General features: G+C 35.2%; 24 protein-coding genes and 1 tRNA gene. 15 read left to right on the top strand and 10 right to left on the bottom strand.

Translation table 11 applies throughout. The features are described from left to right. Positions 1 to 18: 18 nt before the first annotated feature. The 3 genes from CEP47_RS05150 to CEP47_RS05140 are packed head-to-tail and all read right to left on the bottom strand — an operon-like array spanning position 19 to position 1,574. Positions 19 to 453, bottom strand: a complete 435-nt coding sequence (locus tag CEP47_RS05150) for a BRCT domain-containing protein (RefSeq protein ID WP_261920635.1) — start codon at positions 451 to 453, stop codon at positions 19 to 21. Between the two features lie 5 nt (positions 454 to 458). Next, complete coding sequence (locus CEP47_RS05145; RefSeq protein WP_261920636.1) at positions 459 to 857, bottom strand: hypothetical protein; 399 nt, start codon at positions 855 to 857, stop codon at positions 459 to 461. Positions 858 to 887: 30 nt separating this feature from the next. Continuing rightward, positions 888 to 1,574, bottom strand: coding sequence for an XRE family transcriptional regulator (locus CEP47_RS05140; RefSeq protein WP_261920637.1), 687 nt, complete (start codon positions 1,572 to 1,574; stop codon positions 888 to 890). A gap of 126 nt (positions 1,575 to 1,700) precedes the next feature. On the opposite strand from CEP47_RS05140, the gene CEP47_RS05135 reads away from it, so the two are divergent. From CEP47_RS05135 to CEP47_RS05100, 8 genes are all read left to right on the top strand, one after another. Then, entirely contained in the window at positions 1,701 to 1,913 is a 213-nt protein-coding gene (locus CEP47_RS05135; protein ID WP_261920638.1) for a transcriptional regulator, read from the top strand. Between the two features lie 14 nt (positions 1,914 to 1,927). Beyond that, positions 1,928 to 2,194 carry a hypothetical protein gene (locus tag CEP47_RS05130; protein WP_261920639.1) on the top strand — a complete coding sequence of 89 codons (267 nt, stop codon included), beginning with the start codon at positions 1,928 to 1,930 and terminating at the stop codon, positions 2,192 to 2,194. A 101-nt stretch (positions 2,195 to 2,295) separates the two neighbouring features. Continuing rightward, positions 2,296 to 2,568 (top strand): hypothetical protein, encoded by a 273-nt coding sequence (locus tag CEP47_RS05125; RefSeq protein ID WP_261920640.1) that lies wholly within the window; start codon positions 2,296 to 2,298, stop codon positions 2,566 to 2,568. Positions 2,569 to 2,717: 149 nt separating this feature from the next. Next, positions 2,718 to 3,035, top strand: a complete 318-nt coding sequence (locus tag CEP47_RS05120) for a hypothetical protein (protein WP_261920641.1) — start codon at positions 2,718 to 2,720, stop codon at positions 3,033 to 3,035. Next, positions 3,025 to 3,264 carry a hypothetical protein gene (locus tag CEP47_RS05115; RefSeq protein WP_261920642.1) on the top strand — a complete coding sequence of 80 codons (240 nt, stop codon included), beginning with the start codon at positions 3,025 to 3,027 and terminating at the stop codon, positions 3,262 to 3,264. The genes CEP47_RS05120 and CEP47_RS05115 overlap by 11 nt, the downstream gene beginning before the upstream one ends. Then, the gene (locus CEP47_RS05110; RefSeq protein ID WP_261920643.1) at positions 3,245 to 3,520 is read left to right on the top strand and encodes a YbaK/EbsC family protein; all 276 of its coding nucleotides are present in this window, start codon (positions 3,245 to 3,247) and stop codon (positions 3,518 to 3,520) included. Before CEP47_RS05115 ends, CEP47_RS05110 begins: the two co-directional genes overlap by 20 nt. An 11-nt stretch (positions 3,521 to 3,531) precedes the next feature. Then, positions 3,532 to 5,682 (top strand): replication endonuclease, encoded by a 2,151-nt coding sequence (locus tag CEP47_RS05105; RefSeq protein WP_261920644.1) that lies wholly within the window; start codon positions 3,532 to 3,534, stop codon positions 5,680 to 5,682. Between the two features lie 11 nt (positions 5,683 to 5,693). Then, positions 5,694 to 5,999, top strand: a complete 306-nt coding sequence (locus tag CEP47_RS05100; RefSeq protein ID WP_261920645.1) for a hypothetical protein — start codon at positions 5,694 to 5,696, stop codon at positions 5,997 to 5,999. 53 nt (positions 6,000 to 6,052) lie between these two features. Here the strand turns inward: CEP47_RS05100 and CEP47_RS05095 are convergent, their stop codons facing one another. Continuing rightward, a complete protein-coding gene (locus CEP47_RS05095; protein ID WP_261920646.1) occupies positions 6,053 to 7,042 on the bottom strand; it encodes a tyrosine-type recombinase/integrase in 990 nt (329 codons plus the stop codon). 202 nt (positions 7,043 to 7,244) lie between these two features. Further along, a tRNA-Val gene (locus tag CEP47_RS05090) sits at positions 7,245 to 7,321 on the bottom strand. A gap of 209 nt (positions 7,322 to 7,530) precedes the next feature. Between CEP47_RS05090 and CEP47_RS05085 the strand changes: the two genes are divergently transcribed. Genes CEP47_RS05085 through CEP47_RS05075 form a run of 3 tightly spaced genes read left to right on the top strand, consistent with a single transcriptional unit; the run spans position 7,531 to position 11,421 of the window. Further along, positions 7,531 to 8,958 (top strand): MBOAT family O-acyltransferase, encoded by a 1,428-nt coding sequence (locus CEP47_RS05085; protein ID WP_261920647.1) that lies wholly within the window; start codon positions 7,531 to 7,533, stop codon positions 8,956 to 8,958. After that, complete coding sequence (locus tag CEP47_RS05080; RefSeq protein WP_261920648.1) at positions 8,945 to 10,207, top strand: SGNH/GDSL hydrolase family protein; 1,263 nt, start codon at positions 8,945 to 8,947, stop codon at positions 10,205 to 10,207. Before CEP47_RS05085 ends, CEP47_RS05080 begins: the two co-directional genes overlap by 14 nt. Before the next feature lie 41 nt (positions 10,208 to 10,248). Continuing rightward, on the top strand, positions 10,249 to 11,421 hold the full coding sequence (locus CEP47_RS05075; protein WP_261920649.1) for an SGNH/GDSL hydrolase family protein: 1,173 nt from the start codon (positions 10,249 to 10,251) through the stop codon (positions 11,419 to 11,421). 50 nt (positions 11,422 to 11,471) lie between these two features. On the opposite strand, the gene CEP47_RS05070 is transcribed toward CEP47_RS05075, so the two are convergent. After that, positions 11,472 to 12,251, bottom strand: coding sequence for a TOBE domain-containing protein (locus CEP47_RS05070; protein WP_261920650.1), 780 nt, complete (start codon positions 12,249 to 12,251; stop codon positions 11,472 to 11,474). A gap of 115 nt (positions 12,252 to 12,366) precedes the next feature. Between CEP47_RS05070 and modA the strand changes: the two genes are divergently transcribed. The 3 genes from modA to modC all read left to right on the top strand — a co-directional run bounded on the left by modA (position 12,367) and on the right by modC (position 15,022). Continuing rightward, the gene (gene modA, locus CEP47_RS05065) at positions 12,367 to 13,143 is read left to right on the top strand and encodes a molybdate ABC transporter substrate-binding protein (RefSeq protein WP_261920651.1); all 777 of its coding nucleotides are present in this window, start codon (positions 12,367 to 12,369) and stop codon (positions 13,141 to 13,143) included. A gap of 74 nt (positions 13,144 to 13,217) precedes the next feature. Then, positions 13,218 to 13,931, top strand: coding sequence for a molybdate ABC transporter permease subunit (gene modB, locus CEP47_RS05060; protein WP_261920652.1), 714 nt, complete (start codon positions 13,218 to 13,220; stop codon positions 13,929 to 13,931). Positions 13,932 to 13,954: 23 nt separating this feature from the next. After that, positions 13,955 to 15,022: a molybdenum ABC transporter ATP-binding protein ModC gene (gene modC, locus CEP47_RS05055; protein ID WP_261920653.1), complete on the top strand. Its 1,068-nt coding sequence runs from the start codon at positions 13,955 to 13,957 to the stop codon at positions 15,020 to 15,022. A gap of 78 nt (positions 15,023 to 15,100) precedes the next feature. Here modC and rplS read toward each other — a convergent pair whose 3' ends face one another. The 4 genes from rplS to rpsP are packed head-to-tail and all read right to left on the bottom strand — an operon-like array spanning position 15,101 to position 17,123. Beyond that, on the bottom strand, positions 15,101 to 15,448 hold the full coding sequence (gene rplS, locus CEP47_RS05050; protein ID WP_261920654.1) for a 50S ribosomal protein L19: 348 nt from the start codon (positions 15,446 to 15,448) through the stop codon (positions 15,101 to 15,103). A 46-nt stretch (positions 15,449 to 15,494) separates the two neighbouring features. Then, on the bottom strand, positions 15,495 to 16,262 hold the full coding sequence (trmD, locus tag CEP47_RS05045) for a tRNA (guanosine(37)-N1)-methyltransferase TrmD (RefSeq protein ID WP_261920655.1): 768 nt from the start codon (positions 16,260 to 16,262) through the stop codon (positions 15,495 to 15,497). 50 nt (positions 16,263 to 16,312) lie between these two features. Beyond that, positions 16,313 to 16,837 (bottom strand): ribosome maturation factor RimM, encoded by a 525-nt coding sequence (gene rimM / locus CEP47_RS05040; protein WP_261920656.1) that lies wholly within the window; start codon positions 16,835 to 16,837, stop codon positions 16,313 to 16,315. Positions 16,838 to 16,874: 37 nt separating this feature from the next. Beyond that, entirely contained in the window at positions 16,875 to 17,123 is a 249-nt protein-coding gene (gene rpsP / locus CEP47_RS05035) for a 30S ribosomal protein S16 (RefSeq protein ID WP_261920657.1), read from the bottom strand. A gap of 283 nt (positions 17,124 to 17,406) precedes the next feature. On the opposite strand from rpsP, the gene mprA reads away from it, so the two are divergent. Then, complete coding sequence (gene mprA / locus CEP47_RS05030) at positions 17,407 to 17,916, top strand: transcriptional repressor MprA (RefSeq protein WP_265482607.1); 510 nt, start codon at positions 17,407 to 17,409, stop codon at positions 17,914 to 17,916. Positions 17,917 to 17,923 lie beyond the last annotated feature (7 nt).

Below are 17,923 nucleotides of genomic sequence, written 5' to 3'. Positions count from 1 at the left end.
GAACTAATAATTATTAGTTTAATAAATTTTATGACTTTCAATAAGTTCGCCTGTTTCAATCATGTTTAAAAAACCATTTTCATCTAAAATAACTACACCATTATTTTGGGCTTGAGTTATTTTAGTTGGACCAGCATTTTCACCTGTTATAAGAAAGTTAAGATTTTTAGTAACAGTTGTTCTAATAAAAAAATTATTTTCTTTAGCAACAGCTTCTAATCGTTGTTTATCTGATTTTTTGAAACCCGTAAAACATACTTCTAATTGAGAATTACCAGATTGTATCTGTTTTTTGCTTGTTGGCTTTTTCTTCAGGAATCCTTTTGACTCAAGATAAGTTTCAATTAACATACTTTCGCCATTAACATCAACTAAGCCGATAATATTATCAATTTTAAATGTTCTGATTGCTTTTCTTGAATAGCACCATGCATCAAATTTTTGTCCACTCACACTTCTTACTTCAACTTTCCTATTCGTAAGATTTCCGTGGTAATCTTCATATAAAAACTTGATAATATCTTTCTTTTTTTCATTGATGACGGAGAAAGTCGGTTTTGCTTTTGTGTTGATCTCTGGTTAGAAACGTGTGGTTCTTTCTTTATAACGCAAGAAGTTTGTTTTTCTAGTTGTTCTATTTGATGTGATTTAGATTTATATGATTTTTTTAGGTTACACAGTCTTTTTAAGAATCGAATAATTAAATATAAAAAATATATCCACAGTAAAAGTAAGCCGATACCTGCTGTTAATGCACCTGCTTCTTGCCCAAATAAATAATCTATAAAAAGGGCTACAAATATAACAGTAATGTTAGCTATAAAGAATAAAACACAAGATCTACAAAATGATTTCATGACAACCTCTTAAAAAGTTATTGATTATAACTAACCAAACCGCTGCAACTGTTGAGATTGCCCTATCAAAACTTTCCCTTGGACTCTAAACTTATAAAAGTTTTTTTCGGTAATATCCCATTTTTCATACGATTTATTGTCTGATAAGACAAATAACTTATCGCCCGCCATTTGTAACCGTTTCACAAAGAGCGTTTCACCATAGCTAAAAATATAAATGCCATCGCCGTCATACTTTTGAATAGAAATATCTACAAAAATCAGATCCCCGCATTCAAGTGTTGGGCTCATCGAGTCGCCTTTTACATTAATAAGCTTAATATTTTGGGCTTCTTTCTTGTGAAATGTTTTTGTAAAAAAATCCTGTGTATATTCAATTGATGAAACAACTTCAATAACATCACTTGAAACGAAAGTACCGTTTCCTGCACTTGCTGAAATATCAAGCAAGTCTATTTTAATAGCTTTATCCTGAATTTCTGCTTGAGTTTCGTAGCTATTTGCAAAATTGGGTATATCACCTTCCCCCGTTTTAAGCCAGTTTGGATCCACGTCTAATGCTGCAGCAATTTCCAAAATATACTTAGGATTACGAGTTTCACCTGTAAGTATTTTTTGGATTGATTGTTGAGAAACATTAACTTTTTGAGCGAGCCACGACTGTGAAACATTTTTTTTTAACAATAATTTCTGTAAGCGTGTAGATAAATTAGGCATAAAAACTCCTTTTTTTCATAAATTACAACTAAAGTTAGGTTATATCAACTGAAAAAAAATTGTTGACTTCAACAATTAAAGTTGTATTATCACAATTAAAGTTAATTAATTACAACAAAGGGTGTTATGAAAGAATCTATTTCAAAAGCAATAAAAATATGCGGTTCACAAACTGCACTAGCTAATTACTGTGGTGTTTCACAACAAACAGTATGTAAATGGCTAAACGGTGGAGGTATTAGAGCTAAATACATTCAACGAATAGTCAATGCAACAAACGGAAAAATAACTGCAGATGAGCTGCTTTCTGAATTAAATAAAAGTGATCTGCAAAATTAAACAGGACGGTAAGAATGGCAAATATTGATATGCGGTGTTTGAATTGCGGGAGTAGTAATTTACGAGTCAGAACATCACAAAAAGTGAGTTTGCGAACCATTAATGTGATGTTGATTTGTAATAACTGCGGTTCTCGCAATCACGTTTTAGCAGAAGTATTGAAACTTGAAACACCAATTTATAACGAACGTCAAGAAGCGTTATCAATTAATAAGCCTTTAATTCAAGTTGATCTCAATCAACAGGATTTCTTTCAGAACGAAGACAACTCTAAAACTTAGTAATTAGTTAAACCTTTTATTAACCGAGCTTCGGCAGATTTTTTCATTTTATGAAAATTTTGCTGAGGGTTTTTTGCAACCTAAAAATAGGAGATTGAACAATGAGTAAACAAAAAAAGACGTATTACACCCGATTTGAGGGAGATAAAAAACGGGTAAATATTTATCAATTATCAAAGAAAGTTGAGCTGTTAAGTCGTCAAGTTGACGCTTTAATCCGTGCCAACAATAAACTGTTTGAGCTGAATCAAACAGTTAATTTGTCGTTAGACAATTTGAAAGAACGGATTGATTGCTTAGAAGCACGTGAACGAGTTGATGACAGAAAAGTAAAAGGCAGTTTTCTTGGCTGGCTATTTAATAAGTTGAAATAGTTTTTGGCATTAGTAAAAGAAAAGGGGGTAGCGTTTCGGTGTGAGTGGCTGTGATAACAGCGATATTTATAGAGTGAAGTTTAGATTTAGTGTTGAGTTGGGGAACTCTTAGCTGAATTGGAAATTGAACTGTCAAGGATAAAAGCATTATGAAAAATGATTTTAAAGTTGAAAAAGTTGAAGGCATAAACGGTCAGAACATTTGGGCGTATATCGCCCATTGTTTGAACAAATCAAAATTTCAAGCAGAGCGGCAGTTTGAAAATTTAGATTTGAACAGTCGTAAAGCATTAGCAAGAGTGGCTGAAGTTGAGTTTAAGCGGCATTTGCGAGAGTACAACGATATTGAGAAACGTAAGATTGGAAGAGCGGTCAGAATGATGAAGCACATCAGTAAAGCGTTTTGTTTAAAAGTGTGTGAGCGTGATTTTTTGAATATTGATGACGAGGTCAATTATGCGGATTAATCAAGCATTGTTGCAAAAGCAGTTGAGCAAATGGCAGCAAAATTATTTCGATTGGTATGTCCTGTATGGTGAATTTTCTGATCGAGATATTAAAGAAGTCATCTGGCATAAGCTTTTAACTGCATTTAATTATTGTGTGTTGTTAGACAAAGTCATTCATCAACCAGAAATTTTTTTAAAACAGTTTTGTTATTTCAAGGGGGTAGCTGATGTATCTCGTACTAAGTAATGGTCAAGAAATTTTATTCACTCAAGAGAATAATCACTTTTCTGTATTTGAAGTGAATGAAGATAAAGTTATTGAAAAAATCGGTAGTTTTGATTCGTTTTCAAAAGCATTAGAGGGGCTTTTGGCATATCAGATTGTAGAGAAAAGTGAAGTATTAACCGTTGAAGAAATGCTAAACATCGTATCTTCAACTTGTGATCGTTGTAAAAACTGGTTTTTACAACACGCTGATTATTTAGAGCAGTTAAACAAATAAGGTAAGCGTTGATGGGCTGGGAACAAGAAAGAGATGCGGCAATCGCTAAAAAAATGGCAACTAAGCCATTTTTACAGCATTCAGACTATGTCGTCTGTGAAAAACCCGCTCCAACAGGGCTTTCAATGAGCCAGTTGGACTTGTTCTATAACGTCCCGAGAGAAGATTTTGACTTTGCGAATGAGTATTTTTGCGGTGTTCCTGATTATTTAGCTGGCTATTTTGTTAAGCGTTATAGCCGTTTATTTAAAAATAAAGGGCGTTTTTCAGCAAATAGTTGGTTACGCCAAACCATGGAAAAAGGGGTGTTATCTCGCATTGATGCCGTGATGGAACGATACCCGATCAGCAAATTAATTAATTTGCCAAAAGGCAAGGTGATTATTGCAGATTCAGGAAAAGGCGAGAAACATTTAAATAAAGTTATTGGATTAGATGAATTTTCTGATCACGAGCTTGCAGACTTTGCGAGAGAAACAGCAGTTGAAATGAATAATGTATTTTTTGAATTTCAAGAAACAGTGCTTAAACGTGGAGTGAAAACAGAAGATGAAATTAATCAAGTAATGAAGGGGCTTTATCAAAAATTAGCATACTTAACAAAACTAAAAGGGGTTGAGCCGCTTTATTACAAAGCTTTTAGAAAAGGATGTTTAACCCCCGAGAAAATGGACATAGCAATGAATAAGATGTTATGCGAGAAATGGTGGACAAATGAGTTGTTAAAAGCTCGTTCATTTATTCGTGAACATTTGAAAATTGCAGTTGGACAAGTGCAAAAGTCAGCATCACCTTATGCGAGCCACGAGGCAGTGGCAGAATGGCGATCAGCTAAAAAACGGACGAAAGAGTTTGTTAAGCAGATGTCTTTGATTAATCAAGATGATGAAGACGAAGTTGTTGATTTACAAGATATGTACTATGCGACTGTGTCTAATCCAGCGATTAGACGTGCAGAGTTAATGGTACGTATGAGAGGGTTTGAAGAAGTGGCAAAGGAACTTGAGTATGCTGGGGAGTTTTATACGTTGACCGCACCAAGTTGCTATCACGCTATTCATAGTAAAGGGGGCTTTGTTAAAAAATGGAATTTTAGCAGTCCTAAAGATACTCAGAAATATTTGTGTTCTGTCTGGGCAAAAATTCGTTCTAGTTTAGATCGTAGAAAAATTAAAGTTTTTGGCTTTCGAGTTGTTGAACCACATCACGATGGAACACCGCATTGGCATTTGCTTTTATTTATGCAACCTCAGCACGTTGAAACCGTGAGAGAGGTTTTTTCTCGTTATGCGTTAGCTGAAGATGGCGATGAAGCTGGAGCACAAGAGCATCGTTTTACCGCTAAACCGATTGATTGGGAAAAGGGATCTGCAACAGGCTACATTGCGAAATATATCTCAAAAAATATTGATGGCTATGCGTGTGATGATGATATTGATGAGGAAACAGGCGAAAAGCTGAAAGATATAGCTAAGAATGTCTCGGCTTGGGCGGCAAAATGGCGTATTCACCAATTTCACCAAATCGGTGGTTCGCCCGTTACGGTATGGCGTGAATTACGTAGAAAACACGGGGAGAAAGTGAAAAATGATGAGGCGTTGACAGCGTTAGTTGAAGCTGCAGATCGAGGTGATTGGAAAGAATACACTTTATTACAAGGTGGTCCATTTGTGAAACGCAAAGAGTTAGTCGCTCGCACAGCGTATGAAGATAGAGAACCGAATAAATACGGTGAAATCAGTCGCAAGATTATTGGTTTTTTTAATCAGAAAAAAGTAGAAATTAAAACAATTTTTACTCGACTAAAACAATGGCGGATTGTGAAAAAAGCCAGTTTGTTATTAGCTAAAAATAAAAACGAGCGGAGCGAGGCTAACTTATCCGCACGAAGTGCGGCTTGGAGTTCTGTCAATAACTGTACGGAGGGTTGGAAAAAAGAAGAGTGTGATGATAGCTCTATTGTTGGTTTTTTGTTCAATATATCAGATTGGCTAGCTAATATTATGAGTAAAAAATCAAAATGGCTAAGAAATAGCGGTGTGAAATTAAGCGTAGATGAAATGCAATGCTTAGATAAACATCGAAAAGTAACAGTCAGTGATGGCCGAGTTTTGATTATTGATAAATTTGACCAATTATGGTTTGAAAATAGTTGTGATTAACGGGGGATTTTATGGAAATTACTAATCAAGTGTTGTTTGATAAATTATGTTCTGTTGAAATATTGCTAAAAGAAAAAGCCAGTAAGTTTTCTAAAGGGAGTATGGAATTAGTCAGTGCTCAAGAGATTGCTGACTTTATCGGTTATTCGTATGAACATACGAAACGTTCAATTATTTCTGATCCACAGTTTCCCAACCCTGTAGAATTTAATGGTAGAACAGGAGGAAAAACCTGTAACAGATGGATTGCTGGGGAAGTCGTTGATTTTGTTGTATTAAAACGAAAAAAGAAAAAAGCAGATAGAATTTTGTGTTAAATTTATAAAATATTATTTAAATCACCCCCACTGAATGCGGGGGTTTTGTTTTTTTAGTCTAATAGATTTGCGACTTTTTTCATATCTGGGGCGTAATATGTATTCTGTAAAATAGACAAATCTCTGTGACCCGATATTTTTGCTAGAGTCATTACATCAACTTTTTCTGCTAATCGAGTTAATGCTTCTCGTCTTGTGTCGTGAAAATGCAAGTTTTCTAACATTGTGCGTTTCTTTAACTTTCTAAATAGAGCATCAAGATTTTGTGAAGTTAGCTGAAATACACTGTTGCCATTCTCTATTTGTTTTAAATGGTTGAGAATTTTTAGTGCGTTAGTAGATAAAGGCACGTCTCTTGGCCAACCATTTTTAGTTTTTGGTAGATGAGCTATGCGGTCATCAAAATAGACGTTGTCCCACGTTAGATTGACTATTTCACCAGCTCGCATAGCGGTTTCTATTGCAAATAATATTGCCGCACCGACTCTGGCGGTTGACGTTTCTGGTGGTTCGTTAATGTTGTAACCAGAACTATAAATTAGGGCATCTATCTCTTCCTGACTATATCTGCGTGTCCGAGGTTTAGGGGGCTCTGGCTTTTTCACTGTTTTAAGTGGGTTTTCTTTTAAGAGTTTCCATTCCGTGACTGCAATATTAAGCATATTGCTGATAGTTGACCATTCTCTTCTTACACTTGCAGAGCTGACTTCTTTCAATCTAGCATCTCGCCATTGTCTAAAATGATCATCAGTCAGTTCTCTTAGCGAAACTTTTCCAATTGGCATTTCTTGCAAACGATATAATCTTAATGTTTCATGTCTTGCACTTCGCTTAGTTGGTGTTATTTCTCTTAAGTATTTTTCAATCAGATGAGAAAACGGCAAATTCGGTATAGCATCATATTTTCCGCTTTCTATTTCCATTTCTAGTTTGTATGCCCAGTTTTGTGCTTCTGCTTTTGTGCGGAAGTTTTTCGATTTTGATATCCCTTTTTTTCTGATCTGTGCTTTCCAAGATGTTTTTGTTTTTATAAATGTTGCCATAAATTTTTCCCTATTTGAGGTGTAATTTAAGGTGTAATTTAGGTGTGATCTAATCTTATAGTAGATCTAATGAGGCTGTAAAATGACGATAAAAAGAGAGTTATTTTGAAGTAAATTTGATAAAAAAGCCTTTAATTTCAATAAAATATCTTAAAAGGTTGATTTGGATCTTAGTAGGTGAATTTGGGGATTTTTAGCTGAATGGTGCGACCGAGTGGACTCGAACCACCGACCCCCACCATGTCAAGGTGGTGCTCTAACCAACTGAGCTACGGTCGCATTAAGCACTGAATTTGTGTTGCGAAGTATAATGATTTTTGAATTGATTTCAAATGTTTTTTCGTAAAAAAAAGATAGATGCTTAAATTAAATACAGTTTATGCTAGGTTTGGTTTAAATTAATAAAAATTTTTATCTTTCTTATTGCCTTTTTGTTATAGTTTATCACAATTTTTTTACCGAGTTTTATCTGAATAGGTGATACAGATATGCCGTTTTTATCGATTGAATTTACTCTTTTTTTTATTATCTTTTTTCCTTTGTATTGGTTGTGTCGTTTTTCACCTAAATGTCAGAATTTTTTATTATTGTTAGCAAGTGGTTATTGGTTGTGGCAGTTGAATCCTTGGTTTTTAGTTACCGTCTTTAGCTTTGCAATTATTATTAATTGGTTTGCACAACGAATTTCAAATGAACAAAGAATAGGTTGGAAAAAAGGTTATTTTATTACTGCGATCGTTATCACCTTGTTGAATTTAGGTGTTTTTAAGTATTTTGATTTTTTTCGCCCTCAGTTACAAAATTGGTTTGGGCAACAAGTTATTGATATCGTTCTTCCTTTAGGAGTTTCTTATTATACCTTTCAAGCCATTGCTTACTTAGTTGAGTTATATCGTGGTGAAAATATAAAACTGACAATGTTTGAGACGTTGTTGCATTTTAGTTTTTTTCCGACAATTACCTCAGGGCCTATTGCTCGTGTAGGAAAAATGAAAAGTATTTATGGTGAACATCAAGGTATGGCGGTTCAATTAAAAACAGTGGTGCCTAGACAGATTATTCGCCCCGCTTTAGCGATCAGTTTAGTATTATTAGGAATAGCGAAAAAGTGGTGGTTAAGTGGGACTTTAGGAGAACAATTTGTCGATCCTGTTTTTGAAAATCCATTGCAATATCAAGGTATTGAGGTATTAAATGCAATGTATGGCTATACCGCCCAACTCTTTTTGGATTTTTCAGGTTATACAGATTTAGTAATTGGTATAGCAATGTTATTAGGTTTTGATTTACCTAAGAATTTTAATATGCCACTGAGAGCTTTTAATATTCGAGATTTTTGGAATCGCTGGCATATTACATTATCAACTTGGATTCGAGATTATATCTATATCCCTTTAGGTGGAAGCCGAAATGGTTGGGGGAGAACACAAGTAAACTTAGTAATTGCAATGTTATTATCAGGAATTTGGCATGGTTCTGGGTGGAATTTTTTGTTATGGGGAGGATTGCACGGAATTGCATTAGTTATTTTGAATATAACAGATCATTTTTTTGGACGTGAAAGATTAGTGATAACACCTTTAGGGAAAGTGTTAGGTATTATTGTTACAATCCATTTTGTAGTCTTTAGTTTCGTTGTCTTCCGTACATCAAGTTTATCTGATGCTAATTTAATGTTTACTGCACTTTGGCAGAATTTTTCTCTGCAGAGTAATCTGCAGAATTGGCTGGTATTAGGATTATTTATATTTACATTAATTGTTTACCCATTGTTTGTACGTGGTTTTGAGGCTTTTGTGAGGCTTTTAGAGAATTTACCTTATTGGTTGTGGTTTGTGCCGATTACATTAATCATGATGTTAATTATTGTCCTTGCACCTTCTGGCATTCCGGGGTTTATCTATGCAAATTTCTAAGAATAACTCAAAGCTACAACTTCAACATCTAGGTTGGCACAAATTTTATTTAGTGTTAATCAGTATTATGCTGGTGTTGGTTTGGTTTAGTCAGCAATCAATTAATTTTTATTGGCAACAGACCTATCATCAAGATAGCCCATTAGTTACCCTTGAACGTTTTAGTTGGTGGCGAGCAGGTGCTGAATTACAACAGAAAGTTAATCAACAATCCAAAGATCTCATTGCTTGGTTAGCGAATGAAGATGGTTATTTAATTGATCAAAATGAATCTTCTTCGTTATCTCAGGATCTAGCATCTCAGGGAGAAACTTTAGAACAAGGTATAGAAACTAGTGAAATTGAAAAGAGCGAATTAGAAAACAATCAGGGTGAGCTTACTTTCTATAAAGAGGTTGAAAAAGGTCAAGCAGTATTGATTAAAGAAGGTGAAACGAAAGCCTCTAAGAAGTCTTTTATAGCGGTACAGAAGAATCAGCAAAATGGTGTAAATTTTGTTGCTTCATCGCCTATGGCTGAGCAACTAGATAGTAAAATGCTGGAAAAAAATAAGTTGCAGTTAAAACAAACCGTAGAAAATTTAGATGCAGAAAAGACTGTTAAAACACCATATACGGCGTTACAGAATGGGAATAAAGTTTTGTTTGCGGGCGATTCTCTAATGCAAGGCTTAGCCCCACAATTACAAAAATTGCTAAAGAAAAAATTTGGGATTAATTCGATTAATTTAAGTAAGCAAAGTACAGGCTTATCCTATCCTCATTTTTTTAATTGGCCTGAGACAATTGAGCAAGCCTTAGAGCAAGATCCTAAAATTAAATTATTAATTGTGATGTTAGGTGCGAATGATCCTTGGGATATGCCTAACCCAGAAAATCGGAGAGGGGCTTATTTAAAATTTAAAAGCCCAATGTGGGAAAAGGTTTATCGTCAACGTATCCAACAAATTGTTCATTCAGCAAAACAGCATCAAGTACAGTTAATTTGGATTGAAGTGCCGTTTATCCGGAAAAATAAATTGAACCAACAAACTCGTTATTTGAACCAATTATATGCAGATGAAATCAAAGCGTATGGTGTTTGGATTCCACTTGAACGGTATTTGAGTGGTGGAGAAGATCATTTTATCGATACCTTATCTGTTGATCAGAAGAATATCCGTGTAAGAACAAAAGATGGTATTCATTTTACTCTTGCGGGTGGAAGGTATGTGGCAGATTATATTTTGCAATATATTCATTATCTATGAATATAAGATCTATTTAAAAATAAAAGAGAAGATAAGGTGTAATGAAAAAATCTTTACTAGTGCTATTAGGAATCATTTTGTTATCTGCTTGTAGCATAGCGGAATCAACAGAAACCCCACGTTTGATAAATTATAATCACTCGGTAAATCAACCTTGGTTAAAAAAATTACAACAATTAAATCAGGGAAAAGCGGTTAAATTCCGTATTTTACAGTTAGGGGATTCGCATACGGCAAGTGATTTTTTTAGTGGTGAACTGCGTAGGAAACTGCAACAGCATTGGGGTGATGCTGGGATTGGTTGGATCTACCCAAATCGAGTACGAGGGCAGGTATTAGAACGTGTTAAATATAGTGATAATCAAGCGATAAGTTTAACCAGCTTAAGAGATAAAGACCAAGTAGAATTTCCACTAGGTGGTATAACAGCGTTATCTGGGAACCAAGATAATCATTATTCGGTTACTATTAGTCCGACAAAAGAAGATAATCAGTTAAAGCAGATTACTTTTAGTCTTCGTCCATTATTAGTCCAACAACCACTTTCTATTATTGATGGGAAAGGCAGTAAATTTAAGATTAAGCCTGAACAGAGTGGGAATTGGCAATATATCCAAGTTGAAGGAAAATTACCCGTTACTTATAGTAGTAACGAAGGGAATTTATGGCAATTTGGCAGTATCAATATTGAAAATCAATCATCTGGCATCGTGTTATCCGCAATGGGAATTAATGGCTCGCAGTTGACAGAATTTAAGAAATGGCGAGAAAATTGGACAGAGGATCTAGCACAAACACAAGCGGATCTTATTATTTTAGCTTATGGGACGAATGAAAGTTTAAATCAGAATTTAGATTTGACGAATACAGAAAAAGCGTGGCGAGAGTTAATAAAGGAAATTCGTCAAACGTTACCTAATGCTGGTATTTTAGTGATTTCTGCACCTGAAACCTTACAAAAGACACAGAGTAGCCGTCAGCGTTGTGGTGTGAGAACGGTTTCTTTAGACCGTATTCAGCAGATGCAAAAACGTTTAGCCAAAGAGCAAAAGCTACTGTATTGGTCGTGGCAGGCTGCAATGGGAGGAAAATGCAGTATGAAGAAATGGATCAAGCAAGGTTTAGCTCGACAAGATGGCGTTCATTTTACTTTGAAAGGCTATCAAAAAACAGCGGATATTTTGGCTACTCAATTAATTAAATTAGCGAAATAATTTTTGCAAAGCGATCTATTAGCAGATCGCAATCAATATATTGAGTGTTTTTAATAAAGTGTTGAAAGAATAATTTGTTCAGGATCAATGTGTAAATGCACTTTGTCGCCAGAAGTGAAAGTATGTTCTGTTGTTGCACAACAACTTAAATTTTCACCTAATTGAACGACAACTTCTTGATGAGCTTGATTTTGTGTGGTTGAGATAACAGTTCCAATAAAATAATTTAGTTTTTGTTTATTGGTGAGAGATTCTAAAGGGAATAATTTAACCCAAGGTGCTTTGACCATTAACATTACTTCTTTTCCTTGATGTAATTTCAAACGTTGATAACTTTGAGCCGTAATTGAGGCAGTTATTGCTTGTTCTAATCCTTCAATATGAATCTTGACTAGAGTTTGTATACCTTGTTGTTGGTAGCTAATTACTTCACCAAAAAATTGATTTCTAGCACTGCTTTGTAATGACGAATGAGCGGTTGCAACCAGTAAATTATCTAAAGGAATATTTTGATCATGTAGAATTGCGAATGCTTTTTCTTGTAGTTGGGTGGTTAATTCATACAGTTGCAAAAGGCGTTCTGCATAGACAGTTAACTGAGTACCTCCCCCATTTTTTCCACCTATGCTACGTTCTAGCAAAGGTTGTGGACTGACTTTAGTCATTGCATCAATATTATCCCAAGCTGTTTTATAGCTTACGTTAGCCAGCTTAGCAGCTTGATTGATTGAATGGCAGTTTTTGATTTGCCTTAATAATTCTATCCGTCTAGGATCAGCAAAAAGAATACCATTTAGTTTAATTGTTAATAAAATTTCTGGCGTTAGCATACACTTTTTCCTCTAAATCCTTTCAAAAAATTCCACTAGAATTTTATTAGACAAACGTTATATAATTTATTATATATCAAAATTTACCTTATCATATCATATTGAGAGGATCGTTATGAACTTAAAACCGCAAGTAACTTTTAAAATTGGATTAATCGCATTAAGTTTAGGATTAATTACTACATCAGTATGTGCCGCTGAAATTACAGTATTTGCTGCAGCATCGATGACTAATGCAATGCAGAAAGTCGCAGATGAATATAGTCAGCGTTATCCTCAAGATAAGATCGTTTTTTCTTTCGCTTCTTCTTCAACCTTAGCTAAACAGATTGAACAAGGAGCTCCCGCAGATATTTATGTTTCGGCAAATACGAAATGGATGACATATTTAAATCAGAAAGGATTGACAGTACAGGATAGCGAAAAAGTATTAGTGGGGAATAGTTTGGTGATGATTGCACCAAATAATAGCCAAATAACACAATTTGAAGTCGATTCAGGTGATTGGTTTAAATATCTTGAGAATAGTTATCTTGCGGTTGGTGACCCAAATCATGTTCCTGCTGGACAGTATATGAAAGCGGCAATGCAAAAATTAGCCTTTTGGGATAAATTAGAACCTAAATTGGCAAGAGGAAAAGATGTAAGAGCGGCATTAGCTTTAGTAGAGCGAGGAGAAGCCCCTTTAGGGGTGGTATATAGTACAGATGCAAAACAAAGTAACAAAGTTAAAGTTGTTGCTGAGTTTCCGCTTGATTCATATCCTGCCATTGAGTATCCAGCGACAATTATTAAAGGGCATGATACACAAGCAGTACAAAATTTCTACACTTATCTACAATCGGATACAGCGAAAAAAATCTATCAATCTTTTGGTTTTAACGTACAATAATTATTTTGAGTGAAGGATAGACCGCATAGCGGTCTATTTTTTCTAATTGTTATCCTGATTGAGATATTAAAATTTTGCTTGAACAACTGATTGATTTTTTTACATTAACACAGCAAGAAAGTAGCGCATTAAGATTGAGTTTGGAAGTATCAGTAACGGCAATGTTATGGAACTTACCGTTTGCTATTTTTGCGGCGTGGTTATTGGCTCGAAAAAATTTCTATGGAAAAAGTATTGTTGATGGATTATTACATTTACCACTGGTTTTACCCCCTGTCGTAATTGGTTATCTTTTACTTGTTGTAATGGGAAGAAATGGGGTTATCGGGCAATATTTATTTAGCTGGTTTGGTATCTCTTTTGCCTTTAGTTGGCGAGGTGCCGTCCTTGCTGCAATGGTGATGTCCTTCCCTTTGGTGGTACGTACCATTCGTTTATCACTAGAAAGTATCGATCCTAAATTAGAGCAAGCCGCACGTACTTTAGGGGCATCGGTGTGGCGAGTGTTTTTTACAATAACCTTACCGCTTGCCTTACCGGGTGTATTGGCTGGTGTAATATTAGGTTTTGCTCGTTCATTAGGCGAGTTTGGTGCTACTATTACCTTTGTTTCGAATATTGAAGGACAAACTCAAACTATTCCTTTGGCAATGTATTCTTTTATTCAAACTCCCGGTGCAGAGGAGCAAACGTTTAAACTTTGTGTGTTGTCTATTATTTTATCTTTAAGTTCATTAGTGTTATCGGAATATTTAGCTAAACGAATGAAAGCAAGGCTAGGACAATAGATTAAAATGAGTAAAAGTAAATAATGTTAGAGATCAATGTAAAAAAACGTTTAGGCAGATTGGAATTAAAGGCAGATTTGATTATCCCCGAGCAGGGTGTAACTGCTGTTTTTGGCTTATCAGGTGCGGGAAAATCGTCATTGATTAATCTTGTTGCTGGTTTATCTACCCCAGATCAAGGACGAATTCGCTTAAATCAACGTATTTTGGTTGATACTCAACAGAAAATAAATTTACCACCAGAAAAACGTCATATTGGTTATGTGTTTCAAGATGCAAGACTTTTTCCGCATTATAGCGTGAAAAAAAATTTGTTATATGGAGGTAAGCTGGTAAATCAGGCTGAATTTGAGCACTTAATTTGTTTGTTAGGGATCAGTCATTTGCTACAGCGTTATCCTAATACACTTTCGGGTGGTGAAAAACAACGTGTTGCTATTGGAAGGGCATTACTTACTTCACCTGAAGTTTTATTAATGGATGAACCTTTAGCGGCACTTGATTTACCACGTAAGCGAGAGTTAATGGACTATCTCAAAAAATTAACTGCACAATTAAAAATTCCGGTGTTATATGTTAGCCATAGCTTGGAGGAATTATTGCAATTGGCTGAAAGAGTGATATTAATTGAACAAGGAAAAATAGTTGCTTATGAGCCTTTAGAGGTACTTTGGCAAAGTTCAGCATTTCAACCTTGGCGAACATTGGAACAAGAAAAATATGCTGTTTTTTCTTTACCTGTTAGAGCTTATTATCAAGAGTATAATATCACTGCTTTACAACTTGGTAATCAACAGCTATGGATTAGTGGTCAAGTTATCAAAAATCAACAAGAAAAAGTGAGGATAAGTATCAATAGTTCCGATGTATCTTTAAGCTTAGTTCGCCCAAAACAGAGTAGTATTCGTAATTTATTAGTTGGTGTCGTCCAGCAGATCATCGTTAAATTAGATCAAGTTGAAGTTGAATTAAGTCTAGATGGTGGTTTTGTCTTATATTCTAGTATTAGTCGTTGGTCATTAGATGAATTAGGTTTATCGGTAGGGCAAAGTGTATTTGCTCAAATTAAGACAATTGCCGTAAAAAAATAGTAATGTCAGAAAAGAGAAAAAGGACCCAATTTATCATTGGAGCCCTTTTTCTTTACTAAGTTAATTGATAAGAATTAACTAGTTTAAACGCTCTTTAATACGAGCTGATTTACCGCTACGTTCACGTAAGTAGTAAAGTTTCGCTTGGCGAACCGCACCTTTACGTTTAACTGTGATGCTATCAATAATTGGTGAGTGAGTTTGGAACACACGTTCAACCCCAACACCATTAGAGATTTTGCGTAGTGTAAATGCAGAATGCAAGCCACGGTTACGAATTGCAATAACCACACCTTCGAACGCTTGCAGACGTTTTTTACTACCTTCAACAACCCATACTTTTACTTCTAAAGTATCACCTGGACGGAAGCTTGGTACGTTTTGTTTTAATTGTTCTTGTTCAAGTTGTTTAATAATGTTACTCATAATAATTTACCTTGTATCCTAGAGATAACTGATAATTAACAGTGCCTTAGTAGGCAGTCTGCTTGCTGTTATTTTCAGTTTTTACCTGTTCTAACAGCAACCTTTGTTCGTCAGTCAGAGCTAGGCTTTCTAATAGCTCAGGGCGACGTAACCACGTCCGTTGTAATGACTGTTTTAATCGCCATTTACGAATTTCTTCATGGTTACCCGACATCAATATCGGAGGAACAGTTAAGCCATCTAACACTTCTGGTCGAGTGTAGTGCGGGCAATCTAATAAACCCTCAGCAAAAGAGTCTTCTTCAGCAGAGGCTTGTTTTCCCAAAACACCAGGAATAAACCGAGCAACCGCATCAATTAACGTCATTGCAGGCAATTCCCCACCAGTGAGAACATAATCTCCGACCGACCATTCTTCATCAATTTCAGTTTCAATTAACCGTTCATCAATGCCTTCATAGCGACCACAGACTAAAATCAGTTTTTGATTTTGAGCCAGTTGTTGGACACCTTGTTGGTCGAGTTTTCGTCCTTGAGGTGAAAGATAAATGACTTTTATCTTTTCACTTCCTTCTTTTTTTGCTTCTGCTTTTGCCGCTTGAATGGCTGCTTTTAATGGTTTTACCATCATCAACATACCCGGACCACCACCATAGGGGCGATCATCAACGGTTTTATGCTTATCGTGAGTGAAATCACGTGGATTCCAGCATTGTAGATGCAAAAGCTGTTGTTTTACTGCTCGGCCTGTTACTCCAAAATCTGTAATAGCTTTAAACATTTCAGGAAAAAGTGTAATAACGCCAAGCCACATAATCTTTTACCTTAATGTTATTGTATATAAGCCAACAGGAGTACCTGAGGTTAGAAACCAGCGTCCCAATCCACTTCTATTGTTTTAGTGGTGAGATCTACTCTTTTAACTACTGTATCAATATACGGAATTAACCGTTCTTGTTTACCAAAAGCGTCTTTTATTTGTGCTCGCACAACCAATACATCATTGGAACCTGTTTCCATAATTTCGGTAATAGTCCCCATTTGATATCCAGTGGTATTAATTACTTGGCACCCAATTAAATCGTGCCAGTAATACTCACCTTCATCTAATTTTGGAAGTTGGTTCAAATCTACACCAATCTCAACATTGGCTAAAGTTTGTGCTGTTTCTCGATCATCTACACCTTTTAATTTAATGATTAAATCATTGTTATGGTGTTTCCAACTTTCTAGTTCAGTAAGTTGCCATTGATTTTTAATTTTTAAAAACCAAGGTTGATAATCAAAGATACTTTCGGCTTGTTCGGTAGAAGAATAGATTCGCAACCAACCTCGTATTCCGTAAGTCGAACCAAGTTTGCCTACGACACCGATTTTTTGCTTATCCATTATTCACCTACCTATAAATTTCTGTATCAAGTAGAAATTATGCTACTTTTTGTGCTTCTTTAACTAAAGAAGAAACACGATCTGATAAAGAAGCACCTTTCTCAATCCATGAATTAATGCGGTCTAAATCTAAACGTAAACGTTCAGCTTTACCTGAAGCAACTGGATTGAAAAAACCAACACGTTCGATGAAACGACCATCACGCGGACAACGGCTGTCAGCGACAACTACTTGATAAAAAGGGCGTTTTTTAGCTCCGCCACGAGATAAACGAATGGTTACCATAACCTTCCTCTAAAATTGATAGTAAAAAGAAAACCCCCGTTCGAAGTGGGGGATTACAACGCTTTATTTTGTATTTCGCCTTGCAAAATAAGAATAAAAGCTGTCAAATTTTACTCTTTCTAATAAAAATTGCAAGTATGATGTCTTTTTCTTTTGATCTATATATAGTTTTAATGAATTATAGTAAAATCAACACAGTTAAAGTATTGCATTAAATAATAACTTTAGTTATCATTTTAGCCTTGCTGTGTATGTATATTAAAATTAATTTGGAGATTTAATTATGAGCAAGCACTTTGCTTACATTGAAAGTGTTATTCGTCAACATTTAGAAAAACATCCTAGTATTCCAGCAGAACAAGTGCTGTTAGTTCGTTTATTATTACACGTTAACAATAACTATTTAGATAGTCGTAATCGTCTGCTCAAAGAGGTGAAATTAAACCATACCTTATTTGAAGCATTAATTGTGATCTATTCTCAACCAGATCATCAAATTCAACCTTCGAAATTAAGCGATATTTTAGCTTCTTCACGCACAAATGCGACACGTATTTCTGATGAATTAGTTGATCACGGCTGGGTAGAACGTCATTCCGTAGCTGAAGATCGTCGTTGCTTTATGCTTAAAATGAGTAAAAAAGGCATTGAATTTTTAGAAAGTATCTTCCCTCGTCAATGGGAGTTGATGGAGTCTATTTTAGGCGTGTTGACGCAAGAAGAAATCAAAGAGTTGTATAATTTATTATTAAAAATTTCTACCCGTTTAGAAGAAACTCAAACTAAATATTAAAATTAAT

Origin of the sequence: Mergibacter septicus (assembly GCF_003265225.1) — a bacterium.
GTDB classification, from domain to species: domain Bacteria; phylum Pseudomonadota; class Gammaproteobacteria; order Enterobacterales; family Pasteurellaceae; genus Mergibacter; species Mergibacter septicus.
The sequence above is the reverse complement of the archived record's forward strand: the minus strand, read 5'-3'. Positions and strand labels throughout refer to the sequence as shown.